General features: G+C 73.8%; 27 protein-coding genes. 13 read left to right on the top strand and 14 right to left on the bottom strand.

What is annotated here, in order from left to right; genetic code table 11:
- Window positions 1-39 precede the first annotated feature (39 nt).
- The gene (locus ACFO9I_RS00520) at window positions 40-1,167 is read left to right on the top strand and encodes a sensor histidine kinase (protein WP_379176740.1); all 1,128 of its coding nucleotides are present in this window, start codon (window positions 40-42) and stop codon (window positions 1,165-1,167) included.
- A complete protein-coding gene (locus ACFO9I_RS00515) occupies window positions 1,164-1,805 on the top strand; it encodes a response regulator (RefSeq protein ID WP_379176738.1) in 642 nt (213 codons plus the stop codon). Before ACFO9I_RS00520 ends, ACFO9I_RS00515 begins: the two co-directional genes overlap by 4 nt.
- Here ACFO9I_RS00515 and ACFO9I_RS00510 read toward each other — a convergent pair.
- The gene (locus tag ACFO9I_RS00510) at window positions 1,798-3,270 is read right to left on the bottom strand and encodes a CehA/McbA family metallohydrolase (RefSeq protein WP_379176736.1); all 1,473 of its coding nucleotides are present in this window, start codon (window positions 3,268-3,270) and stop codon (window positions 1,798-1,800) included. The genes ACFO9I_RS00515 and ACFO9I_RS00510 overlap by 8 nt on opposite strands.
- Complete coding sequence (locus ACFO9I_RS00505) at window positions 3,267-3,542, bottom strand: hypothetical protein (protein ID WP_379176734.1); 276 nt, start codon at window positions 3,540-3,542, stop codon at window positions 3,267-3,269. The genes ACFO9I_RS00510 and ACFO9I_RS00505 overlap by 4 nt, the downstream gene beginning before the upstream one ends.
- Before the next feature lie 124 nt (window positions 3,543-3,666).
- Between ACFO9I_RS00505 and miaB the strand changes: the two genes are divergently transcribed.
- Entirely contained in the window at window positions 3,667-5,166 is a 1,500-nt protein-coding gene (gene miaB / locus ACFO9I_RS00500) for a tRNA (N6-isopentenyl adenosine(37)-C2)-methylthiotransferase MiaB (protein WP_379176731.1), read from the top strand.
- Window positions 5,167-5,216: 50 nt separating this feature from the next.
- Here miaB and ACFO9I_RS00495 read toward each other — a convergent pair whose 3' ends face one another.
- From ACFO9I_RS00495 to ACFO9I_RS00465, 7 genes are read right to left on the bottom strand one after another with little or no spacing between them, the layout of a single operon-like run.
- Window positions 5,217-5,519 carry a hypothetical protein gene (locus tag ACFO9I_RS00495; RefSeq protein WP_379176729.1) on the bottom strand — a complete coding sequence of 101 codons (303 nt, stop codon included), beginning with the start codon at window positions 5,517-5,519 and terminating at the stop codon, window positions 5,217-5,219.
- Window positions 5,516-5,767, bottom strand: a complete 252-nt coding sequence (locus ACFO9I_RS00490) for a hypothetical protein (RefSeq protein ID WP_379176727.1) — start codon at window positions 5,765-5,767, stop codon at window positions 5,516-5,518. Before ACFO9I_RS00490 ends, ACFO9I_RS00495 begins: the two co-directional genes overlap by 4 nt.
- Window positions 5,764-6,264 (bottom strand): NUDIX hydrolase, encoded by a 501-nt coding sequence (locus ACFO9I_RS00485; protein WP_379176725.1) that lies wholly within the window; start codon window positions 6,262-6,264, stop codon window positions 5,764-5,766. The genes ACFO9I_RS00490 and ACFO9I_RS00485 overlap by 4 nt, the downstream gene beginning before the upstream one ends.
- Entirely contained in the window at window positions 6,261-6,452 is a 192-nt protein-coding gene (locus ACFO9I_RS00480) for a hypothetical protein (protein ID WP_379176723.1), read from the bottom strand. Before ACFO9I_RS00480 ends, ACFO9I_RS00485 begins: the two co-directional genes overlap by 4 nt.
- A complete protein-coding gene (locus ACFO9I_RS00475; protein WP_379176721.1) occupies window positions 6,449-6,625 on the bottom strand; it encodes a hypothetical protein in 177 nt (58 codons plus the stop codon). The genes ACFO9I_RS00480 and ACFO9I_RS00475 overlap by 4 nt, the downstream gene beginning before the upstream one ends.
- Before the next feature lie 22 nt (window positions 6,626-6,647).
- The gene (locus tag ACFO9I_RS00470; RefSeq protein ID WP_379176719.1) at window positions 6,648-6,809 is read right to left on the bottom strand and encodes a hypothetical protein; all 162 of its coding nucleotides are present in this window, start codon (window positions 6,807-6,809) and stop codon (window positions 6,648-6,650) included.
- A complete protein-coding gene (locus tag ACFO9I_RS00465; RefSeq protein ID WP_379176717.1) occupies window positions 6,806-7,024 on the bottom strand; it encodes an antitoxin in 219 nt (72 codons plus the stop codon). Before ACFO9I_RS00465 ends, ACFO9I_RS00470 begins: the two co-directional genes overlap by 4 nt.
- Window positions 7,025-7,098: 74 nt before the next feature.
- On the opposite strand from ACFO9I_RS00465, the gene miaA reads away from it, so the two are divergent.
- From miaA to ACFO9I_RS00430, 7 genes are all read left to right on the top strand, one after another.
- Window positions 7,099-8,019: a tRNA (adenosine(37)-N6)-dimethylallyltransferase MiaA gene (gene miaA / locus ACFO9I_RS00460; protein ID WP_379176715.1), complete on the top strand. Its 921-nt coding sequence runs from the start codon at window positions 7,099-7,101 to the stop codon at window positions 8,017-8,019.
- Window positions 8,020-8,085: 66 nt separating this feature from the next.
- A complete protein-coding gene (locus ACFO9I_RS00455) occupies window positions 8,086-9,021 on the top strand; it encodes a helix-turn-helix domain-containing protein (protein ID WP_379176713.1) in 936 nt (311 codons plus the stop codon).
- 27 nt (window positions 9,022-9,048) lie between these two features.
- A complete protein-coding gene (locus ACFO9I_RS00450) occupies window positions 9,049-9,597 on the top strand; it encodes a dihydrofolate reductase family protein (protein WP_379176711.1) in 549 nt (182 codons plus the stop codon).
- Between the two features lie 80 nt (window positions 9,598-9,677).
- The gene (gene ggt / locus ACFO9I_RS00445; protein ID WP_379176709.1) at window positions 9,678-11,531 is read left to right on the top strand and encodes a gamma-glutamyltransferase; all 1,854 of its coding nucleotides are present in this window, start codon (window positions 9,678-9,680) and stop codon (window positions 11,529-11,531) included.
- 83 nt (window positions 11,532-11,614) lie between these two features.
- Window positions 11,615-12,256 carry a pyridoxamine 5'-phosphate oxidase family protein gene (locus ACFO9I_RS00440; RefSeq protein WP_379176707.1) on the top strand — a complete coding sequence of 214 codons (642 nt, stop codon included), beginning with the start codon at window positions 11,615-11,617 and terminating at the stop codon, window positions 12,254-12,256.
- Window positions 12,249-13,103, top strand: a complete 855-nt coding sequence (dapF, locus tag ACFO9I_RS00435; RefSeq protein WP_379176705.1) for a diaminopimelate epimerase — start codon at window positions 12,249-12,251, stop codon at window positions 13,101-13,103. Before ACFO9I_RS00440 ends, dapF begins: the two co-directional genes overlap by 8 nt.
- A gap of 32 nt (window positions 13,104-13,135) precedes the next feature.
- Window positions 13,136-13,912, top strand: a complete 777-nt coding sequence (locus ACFO9I_RS00430; RefSeq protein ID WP_379176703.1) for an SDR family NAD(P)-dependent oxidoreductase — start codon at window positions 13,136-13,138, stop codon at window positions 13,910-13,912.
- Here the strand turns inward: ACFO9I_RS00430 and ACFO9I_RS00425 are convergent, their stop codons facing one another.
- The 4 genes from ACFO9I_RS00425 to ACFO9I_RS00410 form a co-directional block, all read right to left on the bottom strand.
- Entirely contained in the window at window positions 13,913-16,858 is a 2,946-nt protein-coding gene (locus ACFO9I_RS00425; protein WP_379176701.1) for a hypothetical protein, read from the bottom strand.
- A 115-nt stretch (window positions 16,859-16,973) separates the two neighbouring features.
- A complete protein-coding gene (locus ACFO9I_RS00420; protein WP_379176699.1) occupies window positions 16,974-17,609 on the bottom strand; it encodes a nucleoside/nucleotide kinase family protein in 636 nt (211 codons plus the stop codon).
- A gap of 5 nt (window positions 17,610-17,614) precedes the next feature.
- Window positions 17,615-20,083, bottom strand: a complete 2,469-nt coding sequence (locus tag ACFO9I_RS00415; RefSeq protein WP_379176698.1) for a GcvT family protein — start codon at window positions 20,081-20,083, stop codon at window positions 17,615-17,617.
- 25 nt (window positions 20,084-20,108) lie between these two features.
- A complete protein-coding gene (locus ACFO9I_RS00410; protein WP_379176696.1) occupies window positions 20,109-20,957 on the bottom strand; it encodes a hypothetical protein in 849 nt (282 codons plus the stop codon).
- A 165-nt stretch (window positions 20,958-21,122) separates the two neighbouring features.
- Here ACFO9I_RS00410 and hflX point away from each other — a divergent pair, with 165 nt between their 5' ends.
- Together hflX and ACFO9I_RS00400 are read left to right on the top strand one after the other, a co-directional pair.
- Entirely contained in the window at window positions 21,123-22,631 is a 1,509-nt protein-coding gene (gene hflX, locus ACFO9I_RS00405; protein WP_379176694.1) for a GTPase HflX, read from the top strand.
- A 97-nt stretch (window positions 22,632-22,728) separates the two neighbouring features.
- The gene (locus ACFO9I_RS00400; RefSeq protein ID WP_379176692.1) at window positions 22,729-23,460 is read left to right on the top strand and encodes an SGNH/GDSL hydrolase family protein; all 732 of its coding nucleotides are present in this window, start codon (window positions 22,729-22,731) and stop codon (window positions 23,458-23,460) included.
- Here ACFO9I_RS00400 and ACFO9I_RS00395 read toward each other — a convergent pair.
- Window positions 23,438-24,331, bottom strand: coding sequence for an alpha/beta fold hydrolase (locus tag ACFO9I_RS00395; protein ID WP_379176690.1), 894 nt, complete (start codon window positions 24,329-24,331; stop codon window positions 23,438-23,440). The genes ACFO9I_RS00400 and ACFO9I_RS00395 overlap by 23 nt on opposite strands.
- A gap of 130 nt (window positions 24,332-24,461) precedes the next feature.
- Here ACFO9I_RS00395 and ACFO9I_RS00390 point away from each other — a divergent pair, with 130 nt between their 5' ends.
- A complete protein-coding gene (locus ACFO9I_RS00390) occupies window positions 24,462-26,501 on the top strand; it encodes an ATP-dependent DNA helicase (protein WP_379176688.1) in 2,040 nt (679 codons plus the stop codon).
- The last annotated feature ends 67 nt before the right edge of the window (window positions 26,502-26,568 follow it).

Below are 26,568 nucleotides of genomic sequence, written 5' to 3'. Positions count from 1 at the left end.
CTGAGGCCGAACGGGCCCGGCGCGCCCTACGCTGCCCGGGTGACCTCGCGCGTGACTCCCGCCGCCGGGCCTCTCGGCGCCAACCGCACCGATGCGGTCGTCGCGGCGGTGCTCGTGGCGCTCGGGCTGGTCCAGGTCACGCTCTGGCCGATCGCGGACTCCGTGGTGGGCCAGCTCTACGTGGTCGGTACGACGGCGCCGCTGGCCTGGCGGCGTACCCACCCGGTGCCGTCCGCCGTCGTCTCCACGCTGCCGTGGTTCGTGCCCACCGAGGGGTTCCCGCTGCTGGGGTTCGTGGCGGTGGTGCTCCAGTTCTTCGCCCTCGGCAGCTGGGGCCGGCCGGGACGGGCCGTCGTCGCGGCGACGCTGTGGGCGGCGTTCGCGACCGCCGTCGGGACGCTGGTCGGTCCCGAGGCGCCGGTGGCCGCGATCGGGGCGGTGATCGCGGTCGCGGCACCGGTGCTGGCCGGCCGACTGGTCGCGCACCTGCGCGCGCAGAACGCCGAGCTGGCCCGGTTGGCCGAGCGGCTGCGCGAGGAGCGGCGGCGCGCCGAGGAGGCGGCGGTCGAGGCCGAGCGCGCCCGGATCGCGCAGGAGCTGCACGACGTGGTGGGCCACGAGGTCACCCTGATCGCGGTCCAGGCCGAGGCCGCTGCCGCCGCCCTCCGGCTCGCCCCCGAGCGGGCTGCGGAGCCGGTCGAGGCCATCCGGGCGACCGCGCACCGCACCCTCGCCGAGATCCGCGGCGTCCTCGACGTGATGTCCCCGGACGTCGACGTGCGCGGGGCCTCCGACGACCTCACCGAGGTCGCCCGCCGGGCCGAGCAGGGCGGCATCCCGAACGTCCTCGAGGTCTGCGGAGCTCCTGCCGTGCACCAGGAGCAGGCCCGGCTCGCCGTCAACCGGATCGTCCGGGAGTGCCTCACGAACGCCGGCCGGCACGCGCCCGGTGAACCCGTCTCGATCGAGGTCACCTGGGAGGACCACCAGGTGCTGGTGCACGCCACCAACCGCACCTCGGTCTCGGCGGCGCCGGAAGCGGGACGCGGCCTGACCGGGATGCGGCACCGGGCCGAGCTGCTGGGTGGCGCCTTCCACGCGGGTCCGCGGGATGGTCGCTTCGACGTCCGGGTCACGCTGCCGCTCGTCGCGGAGTCCCGACCGTGACCCGCGTGCTCCTGGTCGACGACCAGGACCTGGTCCGGCAGGGGCTGCGGCTCATCCTCGAGCTCGCGGGGCTCGAGGTGGTCGCAGAGGCGCGCGACGGTGCCGAGGCGGTCGCGGCGGTCACGGAGCACGCGCCCGACGTGGTGCTGATGGACCTGCGGATGCCGGGGCTGGACGGGATCGAGGCGACCCGGCGGATCACCGCGTCGGACCACCACCCCCGCGTCCTGGCGCTGACCACGTTCGACGTCGACGAGCACGTCGTCGAGGCGCTGCGCGCCGGCGCGGTGGGGTTCCTGCTCAAGGACGTCACGGCCGACGCCCTGGTGGAGGCCGTACGCCGCGCCGCCGCGGGCGAGCCGGTGGTGGCGCCGGCGGTCCTGTCCCGCATGATGGCGAGCTTCGCGTCCCGGCCTCCGGTGGCCGTCTCGTTGCCGCCCGGCTTCGGCGACCTCAGCGACCGGGAGCGCGAGGTGCTGGCGATGATCGGTGCCGGCCGGTCGAACGCCGAGATCGCAGCGGACCTGGTCATCAGCATGGCCACGGTCAAGACGCACGTGCGCCACATCTTTGCCAAGCTCGACCTGCGCGACCGCGCCCAGGCGGTGGTGGTCGCCCGCGACGCGGGTCTCAGCTGAGGAACACCGGGTTGGTCATCGCGACCATCGCCGGGCCCCGGCGCACCTCGGCCCGCACGAACGACGTACCTCCCGGCACCGAGGCGTCGAGCAGCACCTCACCGCCGGTGGCCGGGGCGGTCGCGTGGACCGTGGTGCCCGGGCCGAGCAGCGTGGCGACGCAGCCGTCGTCGAGGCCGGTGACGTGGAGGCGTACGCCGACCGTGTCCCCCTCGCTGCTGGGCACGTGGTCGCCGCACCCGCCGGTCACCTCGCCGAGCGTCGCGGTCAGGTCGAGGTCGATGTCCGAGGACTCGGCGATCCACGCGTGACCGCCCCGGTAGCCGTCGAGCAGGGCGTCGACGGACAGCGAGTCGGCCCGGACCACCGTCTGGGCGAGCCCGATCCGCTGGCCGTGGTTGTGGGAGTCGGAGTTGCCGACGGCCGGCTTGAAGACGCCGTCGGTCAGCAGGCCGTGCCATGCCGACAGTGCCTTCTCGTTGGCGTAGGCGTTGAGCCCGCTCCACGGGCCGTTCCACACCTCGACGGCGTCCATCGGTCCGAAGTCGTCGCCGAACTGCCAGCCGATCCCGGTCCCGAGCTGCTCGGGGTGTGCCGCGATCGCGATCCCGCCCGCGTCGCGCACCTGCTGGGTGAACCGGGGGAGCTCGCCGTCCTCGGGGCGGTAGCGCCAGTCCACCCAGGTCCCGGCCGGCAGCCCGGCGGCGATCCAGTGACCGGCACGCGTGGTGACCTCCTCCCCGCAGATCACCAGGAAGTCGTCGTCGACGACCTTGCCCCAGCGGGCGTGGGCCGAGCTGGTGTTGTGCTCGGAGCTGCCGATGAAGTCCAGCCCGGCCGCCCTGGCGTCGGCCAGCGCCTCGGCCGGGGTCTGGGAGCCGTCGGAGTGGACGGTGTGCACGTGCAGGTCGCCGCGGTACCAGCCGGCTCCCGTGCCCGCGACGCTGGTGGGCGGCGGGTGCGGGACGAAGCGCGGCCGGCGCTTGCCGAAGTGCAGCGTCACCTCCACCTTCCACGGGGTGCCGCCGAAGTCGATCTGGTAGGGCCCGAGCGCGATGGCCCAGCGTCCCGGCGTGATCGGCCCGGCGAGGTAGCCGGGGGTCGCCCGGTGGCGGTTGATCCGGAACGAGCGCCGGGCACCGCCCGACCAGCCCCGGAAGCCCGCCGCGTCGCCGAGGCCGTGGCCGGAGGCGTCGAAGATGCCGATGTCGACCACGTTGAAGGTCGTCGGCCCGGCCGGCGTCGGGGTGTAGTCGTAGTGCACCTCGAGCGCGCGCACGCCCTCGGGGACCCTGAACGGGACGTAGTGCCAGTCCGGCCCGTCGGGGTCGGTGAACCTCCCCTTGAAGACCAGGGTCCTGCTGCTCTCCCCGGCCATCGCCGGCGCGACCGTCGTGAGCGCAGCGGTGGTCGCGACCCCGGTCCCGCCCAGCAGCAGGGCACGCCGGTCCAGCCGGCCGGTCACTCGGCACCCCGGCGTCCGCTGCGTCGCCGGGCCAGCACGGACCCGTTGCTCTGCGAGGACAGCACCGAGCGGTTGCTCTGGTGGGAGAGCACGGAGACGTTGCTCTGGTAGGAGCCCAGGGACAGCGTCGACATCCAGGACCCGATGCTCGCGAAGGACGCGAACGAGCCGATGCTGCCGAACGAGGCCACGGAGCCGACGCTGCAGATCGAGAGGACCGAGCCCTCCGAGCAGATGGACAGGACGGAGCCGCGCGATCGCCAGGAGAGCACGAGCGCACCCTAGTCCGCGGCCGTCCGGGCCATCGGTGCTTTCGGGAGGACCCGTCCACAGCAGGCGAGCGAGGGCGCGCGGGATTCCCGCCCGCCCCGCTGCCCGCCGTACCCTTGTGCGGTCATGACTGAGGCAGCAGCGCGCACGTATGAGGTCCGCACCTACGGGTGCCAGATGAACGTCCACGACTCCGAGCGGCTGACCGGGCTGCTGGAGGACGCGGGGTACGCCGCGGCGCCGGTGGGCGAACAGGCTGACGTCGTCGTGTTCAACACGTGCGCGGTGCGCGAGAACGCCGACAACAAGCTCTACGGCAACCTCGGCCACCTCGCGCCGGTCAAGGCCGCGCACCCGGGCATGCAGATCGCCGTGGGCGGCTGCCTGGCGCAGAAGGACCGCTCGACCATCACCCAGAAGGCCCCGTGGGTCGACGTCGTGTTCGGCACCCACAACATCGGCTCGCTGCCGGTGCTGCTCGAGCGGGCGCGGGTGCAGCAGGAGGCCCAGGTCGAGATCCTGGAGTCGCTCGACGTCTTCCCGTCCACGCTGCCGACCAAGCGCGAGTCGGCCTACGCCGCGTGGGTGTCGATCTCGGTCGGGTGCAACAACACCTGCACGTTCTGCATCGTCCCGTCGCTGCGCGGCAAGGAGAAGGACCGTCGCCCGGGCGACATCCTCGCCGAGATCCGCGCGCTGGTCGCCGAGGGCGTCTCCGAGGTGACCCTGCTCGGCCAGAACGTCAACGCGTACGGCGTGGAGTTCGGCGACCGGCAGGCGTTCTCGAAGCTGCTGCGGGCCTGCGGCGAGATCGAGGGGCTGGAGCGGGTCCGCTTCACCAGCCCGCACCCGGCGGAGTTCACCGACGACGTGATCGAGGCGATGGCCGAGACGCCGAACGTGATGCCGTCGCTGCACATGCCGCTGCAGTCCGGCTCGGACAAGGTGCTGCGCGACATGCGCCGGTCCTACCGCCAGTCGAAGTTCCTCGGGATCATCTCGCGGGTCCGCGACGCGATCCCGCACGCGGCGATCACGACCGACATCATCGTGGGCTTCCCCGGCGAGACCGAGGAGGACTTCGCGGCCACCCTCGACGTGGTCCGCGCGGCCCGCTTCTCGAGCGCCTTCACGTTCCAGTACTCCAAGCGCCCCGGCACCCCCGCCGCCGTGCTCGACGACCAAGTCGCCCCGCACGTGGTCAAGGACCGCTACGAGCGCCTCGTCGCGCTGGTCAACGAGATCGCGTGGGAGGAGAACAAGGCGCTCGTCGGCCGGACCGTCGAGCTGATGGTCGCCGAGGGGGAGGGACGCAAGGACTCCGCCACCCACCGGCTCTCCGGCCGCGCCCCCGACAACCGGCTCGTGCACTTCTCCGCCGACTTCTCCGAGGTGGACGCCGACGGCGTGCGCCCGGGCGACATGGTCACGGTGACGCTGACGTACGCCGCCCCGCACCACCTCGTCGCCGACGGGCCGGTCCAGGCCGTGCGGCGTACCCGCTCCGGTGACGCGTGGGAGGCCCGCCAGGCCACGGCGGCGTCGTCCGGCGCACCGGGCGTCTCGCTGGGCATGCCCACGCTCGGGGTGCCGGCGCCGCTGCCGGACGCGCCCGCCTGCGGCTGAGTCCCGACTGCGGTTGATCCGGCGCACCACGTGCACCGGATCGACCGCGGTCAGGACTGGTCGGAGCGCGGGTCCTTGCTCGAGTAGCCGGACTTGGGCTCCAGCCCCTCCGGCTGTGGCTCCGGGTTGCCGGTGGACTGCTCGGGGGGCACGTCCGCCTCCGGGTCGCGCTCGTGCGGCGCCGTGTCGCGGACCCCGTCGGTGGCGACCTGTCCCGGACCGGTCGGGCCGACCCGCTCGCTGCTGACTCCCATGCCGCCCGCGGCACGCTCGGGGCCGGCCGAGTTGGGCGTCGAGTCCTGGACGTCGGCGTCCTGCGCGGATGAGTCGGCGGAGTCGGAGGGGTCGCTCATGCCGGGGACTCCTCCTCGCCCGACATCGGCTCCTCCTCGTCGCGCGTGGCCTGCGTGGAGGTGTCCTCACCCTCCTGGATCGCCGCGGGGACCTCGACGTCGTCCACCGCCGGGTTGTCGCGGGTCGACAGGTCGCGGGTGGCCGGGTTGGTGTGGTCGATGTCGTCGACGGCGTCGACGCCGCCGGGTGCGAGCTCGCCGGGCTCGGTCTGGGGCTCGGGCATCGGACCGAGGTCGTCGGTGCTCATGAGGTTCTCCCTCCCTCGTGGTGTGCACCTTCGAAGCCGAAGGTGCTGTACGCCGTGGTGGTACCCGTCCGCAGCGACTCCAACACCGCCCGCTCGTGCGGCACGACCGGATCGGGCAGGTCCCCGAGCGGGCACCAGCGCAGCTCGGCGCACTTCTCGGGCTCGACCACACGCGGCTCGCCGCGCCACGAGCGGGCGGTGAAGAAGAAGTCGATCCGCTCGTCGATCGGCTCCCCGCCGCGGGTGCGCTGCATCGCGGTCAGGAACGCCAGGTCGAGGTCGGTCACGTCGATCTCCTCGGCCGCCTCGCGCCGCGCGGCGTCGTACGCCGTCTCGCCCTTCTCGACATGACCGGCCGCGGCCGCGGCCCAGTGGTCGTCCATGAACCCGGTGTTCTGCCGCAGCTGCAGCAGCACCTCCGGGCCGGTGACGCCGTCGCGCAGCAGGAAGACGTACGACGCCGGCACCACGACGAACCGGTCCAGCGGGGCGCTCACTCCTCGGTGGATTCTTCGGTCTCGAGGTCGTGCGGGGTCGCCTCGGGCTCGCCCTCCACGTCGTAGACCGTGCCGGTCTCGTCGGAGACGGCCGTCTCCCGCTCGTCGGCCTCGTACTCCTCGGGGTCGGGAGCCTCGGTGGGCGCCTGCTCCTCGGCGAGCTCTTCCTCGTCCGGTCCTGTCGTCATCGGCGCTCCTCGGTGTCGGTCTTCTCGTCCCGGTGGTCGTTCCCGTCGTCCGCCTCGGACCCGGGCACGCCCGGCTTGCCGGGCGTCTGCGCGCCCGCGGGCGCGTCGGTGCGCAGCGGTCCGCCCGGCGGGGTGGGGGCGTCGAGCGGTTCGTCGTTCTGCTTCTGGCTCATGGTCGTCCTCCTGTCAGAGGGCTCACTGGGACGGCTGGTCCTCGGAGGTCTCGGCGTTCTCCTCCTGCGTCGCCGACCCGCCACCTGCGTCGTCCTCGTCGGGCAGCTCGCCGCGGTGCTCACCGGGCGGGGTGCCGGTCCCGAGCGGCTGCTGCTCCTCCTCCTCGGGGATCGGTGCCGTCATCGGGCGCCCCCGTCGGGGAGGTCGTCGTTGCGGCCGTCGAGCTTGTCGAGGGCGTCCTTGGCCTTCTCGGCGCCGGTGGCGATCTTGTCGGCATGCTTGCCGCCGGTCTTGTCGTCGACCATCTCGGCGGCCTTGTCGATGCCGCCGGCGATCTTGTCGCCGTGCTTGTCCACGGCGTCGCCGAGGGCGTCCTTGGCCTTGTCGAAGAAGCTCATCTGCCACTCCTCTCTGAGCGGGTCGGACCCTGGCTGGGTGCGGTCACGTACCCGGTCTTTGACACACTAACCACATGCCGCCAGACCCGATCGGAGTGCCGGTCGTGGCCATCGTGGGCGCGACCGCCTCGGGCAAGACCGGGCTCTCCCTGGACCTCGCCGAGCGGCTGGGCGGGGAGGTCGTCAACACCGACGCCATGCAGGTCTACCGCGGCATGGACATCGGCACCGCCAAGGTCCCGGTCCAAGAACGCCGCGGTATCCCGCACCACCTGCTCGACCTGATGACGGTCCGCGACCCGCTCACGGTCGCGGAGTTCCAGCAGCAGGCCCGCGACGTCGCGCGCGAGCTGCGCGAGCGCGGCCGGGTCCCGGTGCTGGTCGGCGGGTCGGCGCTCTACACCCGCGCGATCCTCGACCGCTTCGAGTTCCCGGGAACCGACGAGTCGGTCCGCGCCCGCCTCGAGGACGAGCTGGCCGAGGTCGGGGCGCTGCGGCTGCACGAGCGGCTCGCGCTCGTCGACCCCGAGGCCGCCGCCCGCATCCTCCCCGAGAACGGCCGTCGCGTCGTGCGCGCGCTCGAGGTCATCGAGATCACCGGGCGCCCGTTCACGGCGTCGCTGCCGACGATGGAGTACGCCGACCCCGCGTCGGTGCAGATCGGTGTCGACATCGACCGGCCCGCCCTCGACGCCCGGATCGAGCAGCGGGTGGACCAGATGTTCGCCGACGGGTTCGTCGAGGAGGTGGTGCGGCTGCTCGACGAGGGGCTGGCCGAGGGGCGCACCGCCGGTCGGGCGATCGGCTACCGCGAGGTCGCCGCCCACCTCGCCGGCGAGCTGTCCCTCGACGAGGCCCGGGAGCGGACCGTGGTCGCGACCCGCCGCTTCGCCCGGCGCCAGGACTCGTGGTTCCGCAAGGACCCGCGCATCGTCTGGGTCCGGTACGACGACCCCGAGCGCGTGGAGAAGGCGCTGGCGGCGGTCCCGGGCTGAGCCCGGATCCGGGCTGAGCAAGAACGGTCGGGCGCCCGCGGGCCGGCGGGCGCGACACTGGACGGCATGAGCGACCAGCCCTTCGGCACCCCGAGCGGCCGCGACCGGCTGCGCGAGCTGCTCGACGCCGTCCTCGACGAGGGGAACCAGACCCTCGGCGAGATGGCACAGGACGCGTACGCCTCGCCGTACCACTTCAACCGCCAGCTCTCCCGCGGCGCGGGCGAGCCGCCGGTCGCCATGCGGCGCCGGGTGATGCTGGAGCGGGCCGCCTGGCAGCTGCGTCGCGGCACGTCGGTCACCGATGCGGCCTTCGCGGCCGGCTACGAGTCGGTCGAGGGGTTCAGCCGTGCCTTCGCCCGGGCCTACGGGCACCCGCCGGGCGGCGCGGTCGGCTCCGGCCGCACCGGCCACTGGCTGCCCGCTCCCAACGGCATCCACTTCCACCCGCCCACCTCGCTCTGGGTCGACAGCGGCGCGCGTCCGGCGGCCGACGACGTGACGGCGGTGCTGGTCCACCACGACGTCGACGACACGCGCGCGGTGCTGGAGCTGGCCAAGGGTCTGAGCGAGGAGGACTACCGGAGGCCACGGCTGCCCGGGCACCTGGTCCTGGACTGGGACGGTCCCGAGGAGTCGGTCGCGTCCGTGCTCGACCACCTGGTGTGGAGCAAGGAGGTCTGGCTCGCCTCGATCGAGGGCGCCGACCACCCGGTCCACGGCCCGGACGACCTGCCCACCCTGGTGGACCGGCACGAGGACGTGGCCGCACGCTGGCTGGCGTTCGTGCGCGACGTCGAGCAGCGCGGCGCCTGGAGCGACCGCCTCGTCGACGCGCTCTGCGAGCCCCCGGAGAGCTTCGTGCTGTCCGGCGTCGTGGCCCACGTGCTGACCTACGCCGCCCACCGCCGCCAGCTGGTGCGGATGGTGCTGCGCGCCGACGGGCACCGGCCCGACCACGGCGACCCGCTCGAGTGGCTCGCCCGCCGGGCCGCTCCCTGACCTGCCGACCGGCCTCGAGAGGAACCCATGACCCGCACGACCTACTACACCGCCACCACCCTCGACGGCTTCATCGCCGACGAGCACGACTCGCTGGACTGGCTGTTCGTCCAGCACATCGACGAGGACGGGCCGATGAGCTACGGGGCGTTCATCGCCGGCATCGGCGCGCTGGCGATGGGCGCGACGACGTACGAGTGGATCCGCGCGCACCACCTCGACAAGGGCGAGCCGTGGGCCTACGAGCAGCCGACCTGGGTCTTCACGCACCGCGACCTGCCCCCGATCGAGGGGGCCGACGTCCGCTTCGTCGCCGACGACGTGCGGCCGGTGCACGCGGCGATGGCCGAGGCCGCCGGCGGCCGGGACCTGTGGGTGGTCGGCGGCGGGGACCTGGCCTGCCAGTTCGCGGAGGCCGGGCTGCTCGACGAGGTGTGCGCGCAGGTCGCACCGGTCACCCTCGGGAAGGGCCGGCCGTTGTTCCCGCGACCGTTCGACCTGAGACTGACCGAGCTGGCGCGCAACGGCGACTTCGCCTGCGCCCGGTACGACGTCGTGGGGCCGCGCACCTCCTGAGATCCCCGGCCCGGGCCTCGACACCCGTGGCAGGGCGAGGCAGGGTGGGGGAGTCCGTCGCTCCATCTCGGGAGGAACGCATGCGCCGACCCCGCGCCACCACGTCCGTGGCCGTCCTGGCCCTCGCCGCCACCACGCTCACCGCTGGCCCGGTGGGCGCCGCCGACGCCGACCCCGGCGGCCGCGCGCCCGCCCAGCGGGCGACCCCGCCGCCCAGGACCCCGACCATGGTGGGTCGCGGCGGGGCGGTCACGTCCGTCGACGCCGACGCGTCCCGGATCGGCCTGCGGGTGCTGAAGCACGGCGGCAACGCGGTGGACGCCGCGGTGGCGACCGCGGCCGCGCTCGGGGTGACCGAGCCGTTCAGCACCGGCATCGGGGGCGGCGGCTACTTCGTCCACTACGACGCGAGGACCGGCAAGGTGCGCACCATCGACGGCCGCGAGACCGCGCCCGCCGCCATGCCGCACGACGCGTTCATCGACCCCGCCACCGGAGACCCCTACCCGTTCACCCCCGAGCGGGTGACCAGCGGCGTCTCCGTCGGCACGCCCGGCACCCTCGCCACCTGGCAGCGCGCCCTCGACAGGTGGGGCACCCGCACCCTGGCGCGGACCATGCGCCCGGCCGCCCGCCTCGCCCGCCACGGCTTCGTGGTCGACCAGACCTTCCACGACCAGACCAAGCAGAACGAGGAGCGCTTCACGGCGTTCACCTCCACCAGGCGGCTCTTCTGGAGGCACGGGCACGCCCCGCGGGTCGGCAGTCGCTTCCGCAACCCCGACCTCGCCGCGACGTACGACCTGATCCGCCACCGGGGCCCGCGAGTCCTCTACGACGGCAGGCTCGGGCGCGAGGTGGCCCGCACCGCGCGCAAGCCACCCACCACGAAGGGCACCGACCTGCCCGTCCCTCCCGGCCACCTCACCGCGAAGGACCTGCGCGCCTACCGTGCGATCGACCGACGCCCGACGCACTCGGACTACCGCGGCTACGACGTCTACGGGATGGCTCCGTCCTCGAGCGGTGGCCTGACCGTCGGCGAGGCGCTCAACGTGCTGGAGCAGTACGACGTCGCCGCGATGGACGACGCGGCGGCGCTGCACCACTACATCGAGGCCAGCGCGCTGGCCTTCGCCGACCGCAACGCCCACGACGGCGACCCGGCGTACGTCGACGTGCCGCAGCGCGACCTGCTGTCGGACAGGTTCGCCGCCGAGCGGGCCTGCGCGATCGACCCCGACCAGGCGATGCCGAAGCCGACCGAGCCGGGCGACGTCACGTCCTACGACGGCCAGTGCGACGCCGGCGCCGCCGGCACGACCGACCCGGCGACCGACACCGAGAACGTCGAGACCAGCAACCTGACCGTGGCCGACCGGTGGGGCAACGTCGTGGAGTACACGCTCACCATCGAGCAGACCGGCGGGTCCGGCATCGTGGTGCCCGGCCGCGGCTTCCTGCTCAACAACGAGCTGACCGACTTCTCGGCGGAGTACGACCCCGACGACCCGAACCGGATCGAGGGCGGCAAGCGCCCGCGCAGCTCGATGTCGCCGACGATCCTGCTGGAGGACGGCAAGCCGTTCCTCGCGCTCGGCTCGCCGGGCGGCTCGACGATCATCACCACGGTCCTGCAGATGCTGTTCAACCGCATCGACCGGGGGATGCCCATCGACGAAGCGCTCGCCGCGCCGCGCGCGTCGAACGGCAACACCGCCAAGACGCTGGCGGAGCCGGAGTTCATCGACGCGTACGGCGCGCTGCTCGCGCCGTACGGGCAGGAGCTCCAGCCCTCGGGCGACACCTTCACCAGTGCCGCCGAGATCGGGGCGGCCACCGCGATCGAGTTCGGTCCGCGCGGGCTGCTGACAGCGGTCGCCGAGCCGAAGCGGCGCGGTGGTGGCTCGGCGACGGTGGTGCACCCCCGGTAGCCACCCGTTCAGGACCCGCTCCACCTCGGGGCCGCGACCCCTTCCCGCGGCCCCGAGGTCCGGTCCCCGCGTACCGTGGACCCGTGAACCACGACCACACCTGGAGCGAGGTCGCGTCGGTCGACGAGCTCGTCGCGCTGCTCGGCGAGCCGGGCCAGCGGGCCCGCGACAAGGCCCGGCCCGCGCTGCTCGACGTCGACCGCGACTGGCTGTCCGCCTCGCCGTTCTGCGTGATGGCCACAGCGTCTGCCGACGGCCGCTGCGACGCCTCGCCCAAGGGCGACCCGGCCGGCAGCCTGGTGCACGTCATCGACGAGCGGACCATCGCGCTCGCCGAGCGGCCCGGGAACCGGCGCGCCGACGGCTACCGCAACATCCTCGAGAACCCCCACGTCGGGCTGAACTTCCTCATCCCGGGGCGCGGCGACACCCTGCGGATCAACGGCCGCGCGCGGCTGGTCAGCGACGCGCCGTTCTTCGACGCGATGGTCGTCAAGGGGCACCGGCCGGTGCTGGCGGTCGTGGTGGAGATCGACGAGCTGTTCTTCCACTGCGCGAAGGCGTTCCTGCGCTCGGGGCTGTGGCAGCCCGAGACCTGGGACCCGGAGGGCGTCGTGCCCCGTCGAGCGGTGATCGCGAGCACGGTGGAGCCGTCGGGCATGACCGCCGAGCAGCTCGACGACTACTACCGACCCGAGAACTACGCCAAGGGACTGTATGCCTGACACCTACCCCTTCCTCAAGGGCCACGGCACGGAGAACGACTTCGTGCTGCTGCCCGACCACGACGGCAGCGTGCACGGTGCGCTCGCCCCCGAGCGGGTGCGCGCGCTGTGCGACCGGCGCGCGGGCATCGGCGGCGACGGCGTGATCCGGGTGATCCGCACCGCGTCGTACGACGGGCCCGACGCCGCGGTCCTCGGCGACGCCGAGTGGTTCATGGACTACCGCAACAGCGACGGCTCGCCCTCGGAGATGTGCGGCAACGGGATCCGGGTCTTCGTCCGCCACCTCCTCGACGAGGGCCTGGTCGACGCCTCCAGCCCGGTCCCGGTGGCGACCCGGGACGGGCTGAAGGTGCTGACCGTGGCCGGTGACCAGATCACCGCCGACATCGGCGCGCCGAAGGTGTTCGGGAACAGCGTCGTGGGCGTGGGCCTGCGCAGCTGGCCGGCCCGGCACGTCGACATGGGCAACCCGCACGCGGTCGCGTTCGTGGAGTCGCTCGACGACGCGGGCCCGCTGCTCGACGCCCCGGCCCACGACGGCGAGACCTACCCCCACGGCGTGAACGTGGAGTTCGTCGTGCGCCGCGGCGAGCGGCACGTCGGCATGCGCGTGCACGAGCGTGGATCGGGGGAGACCCGCTCCTGCGGCACCGGTGCGTGCGCGGTGATGGTGGCCGCGGCGCTGCGCGACCGGCTGGTGCCCGAGGGGGGCGTCCCTGACGAGGACGTCGCCTACCGCGTCGACGTGCCCGGCGGCACGCTGACGGTCACCTGGACGGCCGAGAACCGGGTGCTGCTCACCGGTCCGGCCGTGGTCGTGGCCTCGGGGGTCACCGCCCTCTGAGTCGGGTGACCCGGGCTCTAGGATCGCCAGCCATGGACATCAACGGAGCATCAGCGATCGTCACGGGTGCGGCGTCGGGCATCGGCGCGGCCGTCGCCCGCAAGCTCGCCGCGGCCGGCGCACGGGTCGTCGTCGCGGACCTGCAGGCCGACAAGGGCGAGGCGCTCGCGCAGGAGATCGGCGGCGTGTTCGCCAGCGTCGACGTCACCGACACCGAGCAGATCAAGGCTGCCGTCCGGATCGCCTCCGACTTCGGCCCGCTGCGGGTGCTGGTGAACTCCGCGGGCATCGGCTGGGCCCAGCGCACCATCGGCCGGGACGGCGAGTTCGACTCCGCCCACGACCTCGGTGCCTTCACCAAGGTCGTGGCGATCAACCTGATCGGCGCCTTCGACGCGCTGCGGCTCGCGGCGACCGAGATGAGCAGGCTCGAGCCGACCGAGTCCGGCGAGCGCGGCGCGATCGTGAACATCTCCAGCGTGGCGGCCTTCGACGGCCAGATCGGGCAGGCGGCGTACGCCGCGTCGAAGGGCGGCCTGGTCGGCCTGACGCTGCCGGTCGCCCGCGACCTCGCGGCGGCGGGCATCCGGCTGAACACGGTGGCGCCCGGGCTGATCGACACCCCGATCTACGACTTCGCGCCGAACCCCGAGGAGTTCAAGGAGCAGCTCGGCCAGAGCGTGCTGTTCCCGAAGCGGCTCGGCCGCCCCGAGGAGCTGGCCTCGATGGTGCTCGAGTGCCTGACGAACCCCTACATGAACGGAGAGACGGTCCGCGTCGACGGCGGCATCCGGATGCCGCCCAAGTAGTCACGCCAGCGCCGCGGCCACCGTCGCGTACAGCTCCTCGGCGTACGCCGCCTGCTCGTCGGGCACCCGCGCCAGGACCAGCTGCTCGATCAGGCTCAGCAGCTCGGGCAGCACCCACGCCTCGGGCGGCTCGGGAGTGACGCCGGCCTGCACCGCCCCCCGGAAGGCCACGAACGTCGCACAACCCCCCACCACCGCGGCGAGGGTGCTGCGCGCGGCGAGGATCTTGCGGGCGTTGTAGCGGCCGAGGTCGCGGTACGCCGCGAACTGGGCGGTGTGGAAGAACTGGTTGACGGTGCTGATCCTCGGGAACGTCGGGTCGACCTCGCGGTAGGCCAGCAGCTGCGGCGGCATGTCCTGGGTGAGCGCTGGCTTGCAGTACCAGAGCACGCTGATCCGCTCGATGCCCTGGTCGACCCGGCGCACCAGCCCGATGTTGACCGACCGCGGCGAGTAGTCCCGGCCCGGTGACGGCTCCGGGTCCGCGCGCAGCACGTCGAGGTTGAGCGCGATGCTGGCCGCGCACTCGAGCTGGGCCAGGTCGACGGCGCGGGAGATCGACCGGGCCAGGTTGCCGGGCCCGGAGTCCGCGTCCACGCAGATCAGCTCGCGGTGGTGGGCGGTGCGCAGCAGCTCGACCAGCGCCGTGTTCTCCCAGTGGCCGCCGTCGGTGACGTAGAGGTAGAGGTCGCTGGGGTCGTGGAAGCCGAGGAACTCCTTGAGCAGGTAGCCCAGGCCCGGTCGGGGCAGCGGACTGCCCAGCGCGGCCAGCTCGGCGGCCCACCGCGGGTTCGGGATCCACGACCCGAGCCGCACGTTCGCGAACGCCAGCAGCATGCTCACCGGCCCGAGCCGGAACCGTCCCATCGCCGGCGACACGGCGGCGCCGGAGAGCCCGACCGCGCGCATGGTGGTCAGCCGCGGGCTCCACGACGGTCGCAGCGTGCCGAGGTCCGCCGCCGAGCACTCGTAGCGCTGCCACAGGCCGTCCTCCTCCTGGGGCACGAAGAGCCGCACCGCGGTGGGGGAGAACGTCACGCTCAGGGCGGGCACGCCGTAGTGGGTGCGCACGCCGCGGCCGGTCACCGTCGCCGAGGCGCAGATGGTCAGCGGGGTGCCGGTCGGCTCGGCCGCGCTGCGCACCGGCAGCGCGGCGAGCGCCGGCTCGACCCGCTCGTCGCCGGTGGCGGTGTCGTTGTTGACGTACGCCCGGGCGCGGACCACGCCGTCGCTGCCGAGCAGGCGGTACGTCGCGAACGCCGAGCGCAGCTTGCCGCGGTAGAACGCCGCGAGCGACCAGAACTCGGAGGTGCCCAGCAGGTGCAGTGCGAGCAGCACCACCACGACGACCACCAGCAGCACCAGGTGCCGGTCCGCGGGCGCGGCGGCCATCGCGCCGAGGCCCCACCGGCAGACCAGGAACAGCAGCAGCGCGCCGAAGACCACCCCGCCGAGCACCGGGGCGAACCGGGCCAGCGGCTTGCGCAGGATCCGGAACACCGCACCGGCCGACCCGAGCGCGCCGGCCACCGTGACCACGGACGTGAACAGGTCGTGGGCCGCGACCGGGCGCCAGAGCAGCTCGATCAGCATCGGGACGACCACGAGCGCCGCGGCCAGCAGGGCGGCGACCGCGAGGCCGCCGTACCCGAGGAACTTCGGGACCAGCAGCCACGCCGGCGGGACCGTGCGGCCGCTGGCGTCGCTGAACTTCCCGGCCGCCACCCAGAGCACGACGGCCACCACGCCCACGGCCAGCCAGACGAGGATCGGCCAGCCGACCCGGCCCGGCTGGACCAGGCAGTCCCGGTCGGCCTGGAAGGTCAGCGCCCGCTCGAGGCGCCAGGACGGGCAGGTGAGGCCGACGTACCACCGGTAGAACCAGCCGACCAGCTGGGAGACCACCCACAGGACGCCGAGGAAGACCAGCGCGTTGACGGCGATGCCGGTCAGCACCGTCGCGATGACCGCGGGCAGCCGCCGGGCGCGGGTGGCGTCGACGGCGTCGCCGGCCATCGAGCCGCCCGTGGTCATGGCGTCCTCGCCGCTGCCGCGCGGGGTGTTGGACAGCAGGTAGCCGAGGTTGGCGCGCAGGTGCCGCTCCTCCGGGGTGATCTGCACGCCGCCGTACGCCCACGGCTCCGGGTCGGGCGACGCCGGCCGCGGCAGGCTCCGGGCCACGCTCCAGGCACCGGTCATGTAGGAGCCGCCCGATACCGAGGTCACGTGGTCGGCCTGGTCCCAGCCCCGCGGCACGAGGCCGTCGCGCTCGAGCGACTGCAACGCGCCCAGGCTGATCGAGGCGGCCCGGATGCCGCCGCCGGAGAACGCCAGCCCCAGGCCGCCCTCGTCCTCGGTGAACCGGGCCGGCCCGCCGGTGGCCGTGTCGGCCTGGCGCAGCACGGCGCGCACCTCGCCGCGCAGCAGCAGCGACAGCAGCCCGCCCGCGGCGTACAGGCCGACGACCAGGATCGCGAGCCACTTGGCCCACGAGGCGGCCGCGGCCAGCTGCCACGCGGTCGCCCAGGGGTCCAGGCCGCCGGGGCCGCAGCCGAGCAGGACGAACAGGTCCTCCAGCAGGTCGAGGGCGCCGGCGCCGAGGGCGACCAGGGCGAGGGGCACGCCGAGCCGCCGGGTCGACATGGTCCGGTACGCCGGCCCGGTCCAGAGCGCGACCAGCGCGAGCAGCGGCGCCCAGCAGAGGATGAACGGCACGTCGAACGCGAGCGCGCGGAAGACGTCGTCGGTGCCGTAGAGCGAGACCCAGAACGCGGCCGCGTCCGGGTCGCCGACCAGCTCCAGGCCGACGATCCCCGGGCCGCCCACGCTCGTGTCCAGCGAGGCGAGCCAGCCGAAGACGACCGCGAGCGCGAGGAGCGCGAAGGTGACGACGAGGCCGACCAGCCCGCCCCGGCCGGTGCCCAGCCAGGCCTGGATCCGGCGCATCCCGACCACCGCCCTCCCGGGCGACCTGGCCGCCCGATCGACGTCTTTCAGTCTGGCCGGGCCGGCGGGAGGTACGCGTGCCCCGGATGGGGGATCCTCGGGTGGCCCACCCGGGTCAGCCCGTGACCCAGTCGGTGAGGTCCAGGACCAGGTCCGCGCGGTCGCGGGCGGCCTCGACCAGCTCGGCGTTGGGCTGGTCGACGCGCTCGACCCAGGCCCGGGCCGCGTCGGGGGACTTGCCGAACGCGACGTGCCGGGCGACGAGGCGGGAGACCCGCAGCGCCTCGGGCGAGACCACGTGCCAGACCGCGTCGAGGCCGGCCCGGACTGCCCGCCACGGCGGTTCGTCGAGCAGCAGGTAGTTGCCCTCGGTCACCACCAGCGCCGCCGACGGGTCGACCGGGACCGCACCGGCCAGCGGCTGCTCGAGGTCACGCTCGAAGCCCGGCGCCATCACCACGTGGTCGGGGTGGTCGCGCAGCCGGGCCAGCAGCGCGGCGTACCCCCACGCGTCGAAGGTCTCCGGCGCGCCCTTGCGGTCGAGGAGCCCGCGGCGGGTGAGCTCCACGTCGGCGAGGTGGAAGCCGTCCATCGGCACCACCACCGCGCCGGCGGTGCGGGCGAGGTGGGCGGCCAGCGTCGACTTGCCGGCCCCCGGCGCCCCGGTGATCCCGAGCAGCACGCGGCCGGGGCGTGCGGGCAGCAGGCCGGCGAGCTCGCGGCCGTCGGGGGAGAGGCGTACGGCGGCCACGCGGGTCAGACGCGGATCCGCGCGGACGTGGGGTCGTACATCGGCCGCAAGGACACCTCGACCGGGTGCCGGGTGCCGGCCACGTCGACCTCCCACGTCCCCGAGGCCAGCCAGTCCGGCGTGACCGGCGAGCCGCCGCCGGAGACGAAGGCCAGCCCGACGGCGGAGCCCAGCGTCCAGCCGTACGACGCCGCGCGCACGTAGCCGACCTCGATGCCGTCACGCAGCACGACCTCCGCGTGGAAGAGCAGCGGCTCGGGGTCGAGCACCCGGAGCTGCACCAGCCGCTGGCCCATCCCGCCCGCCGCGGCGTTGGCCTCCTTGCGGGCCAGCACCGCCTCGCGGCCGACGAAGCCGCCCGGCTTGTCGAGCGCGAGCGCGAAGCCGAGGCCCACCTCCAGCGGGCAGTCGGTGTTGTCGATGTCGTGCCCGAAGTCGCGGTAGGCCTTCTCCATGCGCAGCGAGGCGAGGGCCTTCAGCCCGACCGGCACCAGGCCGTACGCCGCACCGACCGACTGCAGCGCGTCGTACACCTTGAGCCCGTCCTCGGCCGGCACGTACAGCTCGTAGCCCAGCTCGCCCAGGTAGGTGATCCGGGCGCACAGCACGCGCACGCCGGCCAGGTCGATCCACCGCGCGGTCCGGAAACCGAACGCCTCGGTGGACAGGTCCGCCTCGGTCAGCTCGGCCAGCACCTCCCGGGACCGCGGCCCCTGCACGTTGAGCTGCGCGTGGTCCTCGGTCACGTCCTCGACCGAGACGTCCGCGGACCCGGTGTGGCGGCCCAGCCAGGCCAGCGCGTGGCCGTGCGCGGTGTCGGAGGCGACGACGAGGAAGTCGTCGTCGGCCAGCTTGGTGACGGTCAGGTCGGCCTCGATCCGGCCGTCCTCGTCGAGCCACTGCGTGTAGGTGATGGTCTCGGCCGGACCGTTCACCGCGCCCGCCGACACCCGGTCGAGCACGGCGCCGGCGTCGGCGCCCCGCACCCGGAGCTTGGCCATGAAGCTCATGTCCATCAGCCCGACGCCCTCGCGCACGGCCCGGTGCTCGGCCGCCCACTGCTCGAACCACGGCGCCCGCCCCCACGTGGGCTCGGCGACCGGGGTCTCACCGGGCCCGGCGAACCAGTCGGCGCCCTCCCAGCCGGACACCTCGCGCAGCAGCCCGCCCTGGCCGACCAGCCGGTCGTGCACGGGGGAGAGCAGCGTGTTGCGGGCGCTGCGCAGCTGCTTGCCCGGCGTGTGCGCGGCGTACACCGTGCCGAGGATCTCGGTGGTCCGGGCGGCGCGGTAGCCGTCGTCTGCCTGGTAGGGCCGGAAGCGGTCGACGTTGAAGCCGGTCACGTCGACGTCGGGGCGGCCGGTCGTGATCCAGTGCGCCACCACCCGGCCGAGCCCGCCGGCGGACAGGATCCCGACGGAGTTCATGCCGGCCGCGACGAAGTAGTTGCGGATGCCGGGTGCCTCGCCGACCGCCGGTGCGAGGTCGGGGGTGAAGGACTCGGGCCCGCAGAAGAACGTGCGGACGCCGGCCTCGAGGGTGACGGGGACGCGGGCCATCGCCTTCTCCAGGAACGGCCCCATCCGGTCCCAGTCGGGCGGGATCTTGCCGAAGGAGAAGTCCTTCGGGATGCCTTCGACCCGCCACGGCGCGGCCTGCGGCTCGAAGAGGCCGACCATCATGCCGCCGCCCTCCTCGCGGTAGTAGCCGTAGGAGGCGGGGTCCTCGAAGACCGGCGCGTCCGGGTCGAGCCCCTCGATCGTGTCGGTGATCAGGTAGTAGTGCTCGGCCGCCTGGTTGGGGATCACCAGGCCGTTCTGCGCGCCCAGCTCGCGGGCCCACATGCCGGCGCAGTTGACGACGTACTCGCACTCCACGTCGCCGGCGGTGGTCGAGACCGAGGCGACCGCGCCGCGCGCCGTGCGCACCTCGGTGACCGAGACGCCCTCGACGATGCGGACGCCGAGCTGCCGGGCCCCCTTGGCCAGGGCGGTGGTGACGTCGACCGGGTTCACGCGGCCGTCACCGGGGACGTGGAAGCCGGCGAGCAGGTCGTCGGTCCGCGCCCAGGGGAACAGCTCGGACATCTCTCGCGGGGAGATCTCCTCGACCTCGAGACCGAGGTGGCGCTGGAAGGCGGCGACCCGGCGGTACTCCTCGAGCCGGTCCTCGTCGGCGGCCGCCTCGATCAGCCCGACGGGCCGGAACCCGGTCGCCTGGCCGGTCTCCTCCTCCAGGCGGGCGTAGAGCTCCCGGGAGTAGAGTCGGATCCCGGTCGAGGTCTCCGACGTCGAGCCGAAGCACGTCATCAGCCCGGCGGCGTGCCACGTGGTGCCGGAGGTGAGCCGGTCGCGCTCGAGCAGGACGACGTCGGTCCAGCCGGCGTGGGCGAGGTGGTAGGCGATCGAGCAGCCGATGACGCCGCCGCCGATGATGACGACGCGGGCGCGGTCGGGGAGTGCGGGGGTGTTCACCGGGCCAAGGTACTGCCGGCGCTCCTCAGGAGGCGCGCGTGAGCTTGTAGTGCAGCCGGACCACGGTGGCCGACCAGAGCCGCAGCACGTGGTCGGTGCGGAGCACCCCGTCGGGGTCGACGAAGACGTGGAACTCCTCGTGGATCGGGGCCCGGGCGGCGTGGTGCCCGCCCCCGTCCGCGACGACGACGTACGCCCCGTCCTCGCCGAACGCGCCGGACGGCGAGCTCAGCACGAGGGACCCGTCCGGGAGGGCTCGCGGGCGCAGCAGCACCTGCACGTTGCCCGCCTCGAGCGGGAACGCCACGTGCACGCTCGGCTGGTCGGACCCCGGGAGGGTCCGGCTCGAGTAGCAGCCGCTGTAGACGTACTCGCCGGTCGACCGCAGGGTGCGGATCCACCCCGCTGCCCGCTGCTCGCCTCCGGCGTCGAGGATGGTCACGACCCTGCTGTCCATGCCCCGTGCCACGTCGAGCGGACGGGTCGGCAGCGCCAGCTGCTGCACCCGCCGCCCGAACACCCGGGACACGAGCTCGCCGCCGGGCGCGAACAGCGGGTTCCACTGGGTCCAGACCTCCATCCGCCACTCGGAGGTGTGCTCGTAGAAGTGCCGGACCTCGGCTCGCAGGTCGGCGGCGCGGAAGCCGGATCCGTCGAGCTCGGCCAGGTCGGGCACCAGCCCGGCGTCGTCGCGCTCGCGGAGGGTGCCGCCGAGCCTCGAGGCCGCCGCGGCGAGCCAGCCGTCCCCGATCGTCTGGCCGTCGTGCATCGGAGCGGCCAGCCACGCCTCGCCGCCGTCGAGGTCGACCGGGCGACCGGTCGCCCGCCAGAACGTCCGGGTGAACCGGTCCAGCCGGGGCATCAGCGTGCTCATGTGGAGCAGCGTGCCGGACCGGTCCCGCCCGCACCGGGGAAACGCCTCGACCGGCCTTCTCGGGAATCGCGACCGGACCTGCGGCGTTCCACTCAGTGCGGGGATCCGCCGCCGGACGGTTAACGGCTCGCGCTCCCCGCTCACCCCACCTACCCTGAAGGGCATATGACGAACGCACGCGACTTCAACCTCGACGCCGAGCTGGACGCCACCGAGACCTGGGACGACAGCGAGGACGGCTGGGAGTCGGGGTACGCCGACGAGGCGACCGACTCCTGGGTCGGTGAGCCCGACCCCGAGGACGCCGACGAGACCGTCGGTGAGATGGACCTCGCCGAGCGGCACGCGCTGCGCCGCGTCGCCGGGCTGCGCACCGACCTCGAGGACATCACCGAGGTCGAGTACCGCCAGCTCCGCCTCGAGCGCGTCGTGCTGGTCGGGGTGTGGACCGAGGGCTCCATCGAGGACGCCGAGAACTCCATGGCCGAGCTCGCGCTGCTGGCCGAGACCGCCGGCTCCGAGGTGCTCGACGCGATCTACCAGCGCCGCCAGAAGCCCGACCCGGCCACCTACATCGGCCGTGGCAAGGTCGACGGCCTGCGCGAGATCGTGCAGGCGACCGGTGCCGACACCGTGATCCTCGACGGGGAGCTGGCGCCCAGCCAGCTGCGCAACCTCGAGGACCGGCTCAAGGTCAAGGCCGTCGACCGGACCGCGCTGATCCTCGACATCTTCGCCCAGCACGCGAAGTCCAAGGAGGGCCAGGCGCAGGTCGAGCTGGCCCAGCTGAACTACATGAAGCAGCGCCTGCGCGGCTGGGGTGGCAACCTCTCCCGCCAGGCCGGTGGCCGGGTCGCGGCCGGTGCCGGTATCGGTGGCCGTGGTCCCGGTGAGACCAAGATCGAGACCGACCGGCGTCGCATCAACACCAAGATCGCCAAGCTGCGCCGCGAGCTCAAGGAGATGAAGGGCACCCGCGACACCAAGCGCCAGGAGCGCCGTCGCAACCACATCCCCAGCGTCTCGATCGCCGGCTACACCAACGCCGGCAAGTCCTCCCTGCTCAACCGGCTCACCGACGCCGGGGTACTGGTCGAGGACGCGCTGTTCGCGACCCTGGACCCGACGACGCGGCGCACGACCACCGCCGACGGCCGGGTCTTCACGATGAGCGACACCGTCGGCTTCGTCCGGCACCTGCCCCACCAGCTGGTCGAGGCGTTCCGCTCGACGCTGGAGGAGGTCGCCGACTCCGACCTGATCCTGCACGTCGTCGACGGCTCCCACCCCGACCCCGAGGGCCAGCTGGCCGCGGTGCGCGAGGTGTTCGCCGAGATCAAGGCCGACCAGGTCCCCGAGCTGGTCATCATTAACAAGGCCGACGCCGCCGACCCGATGGTGCTGGCCCGGCTGCGCCAGCGCGAGCCGCACTCGGTGGTCGTGTCCGCGAAGACCGGGGAGGGCATCGCCGACGCCCTGCGCGTCATCGAGGGCGAGCTGCCGCGCCCGGGCGTGGAGTTCAAGGCGCTGCTGCCCTACGAGCGCGGCGACCTGATCAACCGGCTGCACCAGCACGGCGAGATCGACTCGATGGAGCACACCGGCGACGGCACGATCGTGCTCGGCCGGGCCAACGAGGACCTGGCCGGCGAGCTGGCGGCGTACGCGCTCTGACGTCGTCGGGGGTCGCGTCGGTAACGGTTCGGTCGCGGACTGGGGATCTTTCGCGATTTCCCCGGTCTGGACCAGTTCCGGGCCGCATCATTGACCCGTGATCCATCGGGGGGTTGCGGGGAGGGTCCCGCTCACCAGTCTGCGCCGGCGTCAGGTCGGCCTCGCCGTCGTGCTCGTGGCGCTGCTCGCCGCGACGCTCAGCGGCTGGTTCGCCGAGCGGGCCCGCGGTGCGGACCCGTCCCGGTGCGAGCGGTTCGCCGCGGACTCGGTGGCCAGGGCCCACTCCGTGACCGGATCGGGGCCGCGGATCGTGGTCATCGGTGACTCCTACTCCGCAGGCCTCGGCCTCGATGACCCGGCCGCGTCCTGGCCCTCGCGACTCCCCGGCAGCGTCCACGTCGCGGCCTTCTCCGGCTCGGGGTTCAGCGAGGGTGCCAGCACCTGCGGCGCGGTGTCCTTCGCCGACCGGGCGCCGGCCGCGCTGCGCGGCGGCGCCGACCTGGTCGTGGTCGAGGGCGGGCTCAACGACTTCGACCAGCCGGCGAGCGAGGTCACCGCAGGCTTCACCCGGCTGATGCGGGCGCTCGACGGGCACCCGGTGGTCGTGGTCGGCCCGGTCAGCGCGCCGTCACGCGCCGGCGCGGTCCCGCGGGTCGACGCGCTGCTGGCCGGCCTCGCCGAGGAGTACGGCGTGCCGTACGTCGGCACCTCCGACCTCGCGCTGGACTACCTCGGCGACGACCTGCACCTGACGCCGGCCTCCCACCAGGCCTTCGGCGACGCCGTCGCGGCCCGGATGGCCGACATCAGCGACCGGCCAGCCGCCTGAGGTCGCGGAGGATCTCCTCGATCTTCACGGCCAGGGAGACGTGTCCCTCGTCGTCGAACAGGTGCGGCTCGGCGCCCGGCACGTGCGTCGCGAGCCACTCGCCGTGGGTGAACGGCACCATCGCATCCTGACGGCCCTGCCACACCGCCACCGGCACCCGGATGCCGGCGAGGTCGAATCCCCACGGGCTGGTCGCGGCCAGTCCGTCGTCGCGGGCTCCGACCACGCCCTGCGCGCCGGCGTGGTGCATGCTGCGGGCCAGGTAGTCGCCGAGGGCGTCGGTGAACGCGGCCGCGTCCACGGGGGTCAGCAGGTCGCCCATCGCGGCCGCCACCTGGTCGGGCTCGGCCCGCAGGATCGGCAGGAAGTCCTCGGTGAGGTAGGCGGCGTACGCCTCGGGGCCCTGCTCCGCGGCGGTGTACTCGGCGCGGTTCTCCGGGGCCATCCCCTCGAACCAGTCCAGCCCCTCGACACCCTTGGGTGCCACGCCGGCCAGGGTCGCGGCGGCCAGGCAGCGGTCCGGGAGCTCGGCGGCGCAGGCGAGCGCGCGCGGGCCGCCACCGGACCAGCCCAGCGTCACGAACTCGCCGACCCCGAGGTGGTCCAGGATCGTCACCGAGTCGGCGACGTCGTCGACCACGCGCGGGGGACCGGCCGCCCAGGAGTAGGGCGTCGAGCGGCCGTACCCGGGCCGGGAGTAGGTCACCAGGCGCAGCCCGATCGAGCGCGCCACCTCGTCGAACGTCGGGTAGGGCACGGCGGCCGTGGGCGAGCCGCCGTGGTAGAGCCAGGGCAGGCCGTCGGGGTCGCCACCGGTCAGCACCTCCAGCACGCGCCCGTCGTCGGTGTGCACCTCGATGTGGTCCGTCACGATCTCCCCCTCGTCGTCTCGTGCCCCCCGCACCCTAGACCCGCGCCCCGACAACCGGGCGGACACCGGCGGACCCCGTGCCTGGGGACGGCCGCGGTCGGCTGTCCGTGCCCGCGGTTAGGGTTCTCGGGTGCCACCCACTGCCCCCTCGACCAGCCCCTCGACCAGCCCCGCGCCGACATCGGACACGACCGGGGCCGGTGGCGTGCGCGAGGTGCTGGGCGCGGCCGTCACCGCGCTGGGCGGCAAGCAGCGCGACGGGCAGGTGCAGATGGCCGAGGCGGTCGCCGAGGCGATGACCGACGGCCGGCACCTGCTGGTGCAGGCCGGCACCGGCACCGGCAAGTCGCTGGCCTACCTGGTCCCGAGCCTCTTGCACGACCAGCGCGTGGTGGTCGCCACCGCCACCCTGGCCCTGCAGCACCAGCTCGTCGAGCGCGACATCCCGCGCCTGGTCGAGGCGGTGGGCGCTCTGCCGGACTCGGGGGTCGACGCGTCGTACGCCGTGCTCAAGGGCCGCTCCAACTATGCCTGCCTGCACCGGATCCGCGAGGGCGTGCCCGACGAGCAGGGCGCCCTGGTGGAGATGCCGAGCGGGTCGATGGGCCAGAAGGTCCTCGAGCTGCGGGCCTGGGCCGAGGAGGAGGCGGAGTCCGGCGGCAGCGGCGAGCGTGACAACGCCCCGCGGCACACTGACCGCGAGTGGCGCCAGGTCAGCGTCGGCCACCGCGACTGCCTCGGGGCCGCGAAGTGCCCGTTCGGCCAGGAGTGCTTCGTCGAGCTGGCGCGCGAGAAGGCCCACCGCTCGCACCTGATCGTCACCAACCACTCGCTGCTCGCGATCGACGCGATCGAGGGGGTGCCGATGATCCCCGACTACGACGTGGTGGTCATCGACGAGGCCCACGAGCTCGTGCAGCGGGTCACCCAGGCCGCCACCGACGAGCTGAGCGCGAGCGACGTCGAGCGGGCCGCCCGGCGCTCGCAGCGGTTCGTGGACGGCTCCGAGGCCGACGACCTCGCCGACGCCGCCGACGCCCTGCGCGACGCGATCGCGGAGTCCGACCCCGGCCGCTTCGAGCGGCTGCCGCAGCACCTCGGCGACGCGCTGGTGCTGGTGCGCGACGCCGCGCGGGCCTGCCTCTCGGCGTACCCCAAGGAGAGCGACGCGAGCGACGCCGACGCGGGCCGGACCCAGGCCAGGGGGTCGGTGCAGGAGGTCTTCGCGAACGCCGAGCGGATGGCGGCCGACCTCGAGTCCGACGTGCTGTGGCTCAGCGAGGGAGGCGAGCGGATCCCGCCGCGGCTGTGCGTGGCGCCGCTGCAGGTGTGGGGCCCGATGCGCGACAAGCTGCTGACCGACAAGACCGTGGTCTTCACCTCGGCGACGCTCATGCTCGGCGGCGACTTCAGCTCGGTCGCGACCAGCGTCGGGCTCAAGCCCAGCGAGCGGATCGTCGACGGCCAGGCCGTCGGGGGTGCCACCTCCGAGAGCGCGCTGCCCTGGCGCGGCCTCGACGTCGGGTCGCCGTTCGACTACGGGCAGCAGGCGATCCTGTACGTCGCCCGCCACCTGCCGCCGCCGGGTCGCGACGGCCTCGGCAAGGCCCAGCTCGACGAGATCTGCGAGCTGGTCGACGCCGCCGACGGGCGCACCCTCGGGTTGTTCTCGAGCCGGCGTGCCGCCGAGGCGGCCGCGGAGGCGGTGCGCGAGCGGCTCCCGCACCTCACCACCTTGGCGCAGGGCGACGCGCAGCTCCCCGAGCTGGCCAAGCAGTTCGTCGACGACCCCCACACCTGCCTGTTCGGCACGCTCAGCCTGTGGCAGGGGCTCGACGTCCCGGGCGACACCTGCCAGCTCGTGATCATCGACCGGATCCCGTTCCCGCGGCCCGACGACCCGCTGATGAGCGCCCGCCAGAAGGCCGCCGACAAGGCCGGCGGCAACGGCTTCATGCAGGTCGCCGCCACCCATGCCGCGCTGCTGATGGCGCAGGGCGCCGGCCGTCTGATCCGCACCACCACCGACCGGGGCGTGGTGGCGGTGCTCGACCCGCGGCTCGCGACGGCACGGTACGGCGGCTTCCTCAAGGCCAGCCTGCCGCCGATGTGGACCACCACCGACCCCGCGGTCGTCCGCAAGGCGCTGGCCCGGCTCGCCGGCGGCTGACGGGCAGCCTCCGCGCACCGCAACGTCATGCGATCTGGGGGTCAGAGGCCACAGTTCGTATGGCGTC

It is taken from the genome of Nocardioides sp. GCM10023255 (genome assembly GCF_042653125.1).
Lineage (GTDB): Bacteria > Actinomycetota > Actinomycetes > Propionibacteriales > Nocardioidaceae > Nocardioides.
Note: the sequence above shows the minus strand (reverse complement) of the source record. Positions and strands in the feature narration are given on the sequence as shown.

What these genes read in the sequence shown, in the direction of transcription:
- miaB (WP_379176731.1), top strand. Translation starts at nt 3,667, where the DNA reads ATGACTGAGGCAGCAGCGCGCACGTATGAGGTCCGCACCTACGGGTGC.
- ACFO9I_RS00495 (WP_379176729.1), bottom strand. Translation starts at nt 5,519, where the DNA reads ATGAGCGACCCCTCCGACTCCGCCGACTCATCCGCGCAGGACGCCGAC.
- ACFO9I_RS00490 (WP_379176727.1), bottom strand. Translation starts at nt 5,767, where the DNA reads ATGAGCACCGACGACCTCGGTCCGATGCCCGAGCCCCAGACCGAGCCC.
- ACFO9I_RS00480 (WP_379176723.1), bottom strand. Translation starts at nt 6,452, where the DNA reads ATGACGACAGGACCGGACGAGGAAGAGCTCGCCGAGGAGCAGGCGCCC.
- ACFO9I_RS00475 (WP_379176721.1), bottom strand. Translation starts at nt 6,625, where the DNA reads ATGAGCCAGAAGCAGAACGACGAACCGCTCGACGCCCCCACCCCGCCG.
- ACFO9I_RS00470 (WP_379176719.1), bottom strand. Translation starts at nt 6,809, where the DNA reads ATGACGGCACCGATCCCCGAGGAGGAGGAGCAGCAGCCGCTCGGGACC.
- ACFO9I_RS00465 (WP_379176717.1), bottom strand. Translation starts at nt 7,024, where the DNA reads ATGAGCTTCTTCGACAAGGCCAAGGACGCCCTCGGCGACGCCGTGGAC.
- miaA (WP_379176715.1), top strand. Translation starts at nt 7,099, where the DNA reads ATGCCGCCAGACCCGATCGGAGTGCCGGTCGTGGCCATCGTGGGCGCG.
- ACFO9I_RS00455 (WP_379176713.1), top strand. Translation starts at nt 8,086, where the DNA reads ATGAGCGACCAGCCCTTCGGCACCCCGAGCGGCCGCGACCGGCTGCGC.
- ACFO9I_RS00450 (WP_379176711.1), top strand. Translation starts at nt 9,049, where the DNA reads ATGACCCGCACGACCTACTACACCGCCACCACCCTCGACGGCTTCATC.
- ggt (WP_379176709.1), top strand. Translation starts at nt 9,678, where the DNA reads ATGCGCCGACCCCGCGCCACCACGTCCGTGGCCGTCCTGGCCCTCGCC.
- dapF (WP_379176705.1), top strand. Translation starts at nt 12,249, where the DNA reads ATGCCTGACACCTACCCCTTCCTCAAGGGCCACGGCACGGAGAACGAC.
- ACFO9I_RS00430 (WP_379176703.1), top strand. Translation starts at nt 13,136, where the DNA reads ATGGACATCAACGGAGCATCAGCGATCGTCACGGGTGCGGCGTCGGGC.
- ACFO9I_RS00425 (WP_379176701.1), bottom strand. Translation starts at nt 16,858, where the DNA reads ATGCGCCGGATCCAGGCCTGGCTGGGCACCGGCCGGGGCGGGCTGGTC.
- ACFO9I_RS00410 (WP_379176696.1), bottom strand. Translation starts at nt 20,957, where the DNA reads ATGAGCACGCTGATGCCCCGGCTGGACCGGTTCACCCGGACGTTCTGG.
- hflX (WP_379176694.1), top strand. Translation starts at nt 21,123, where the DNA reads ATGACGAACGCACGCGACTTCAACCTCGACGCCGAGCTGGACGCCACC.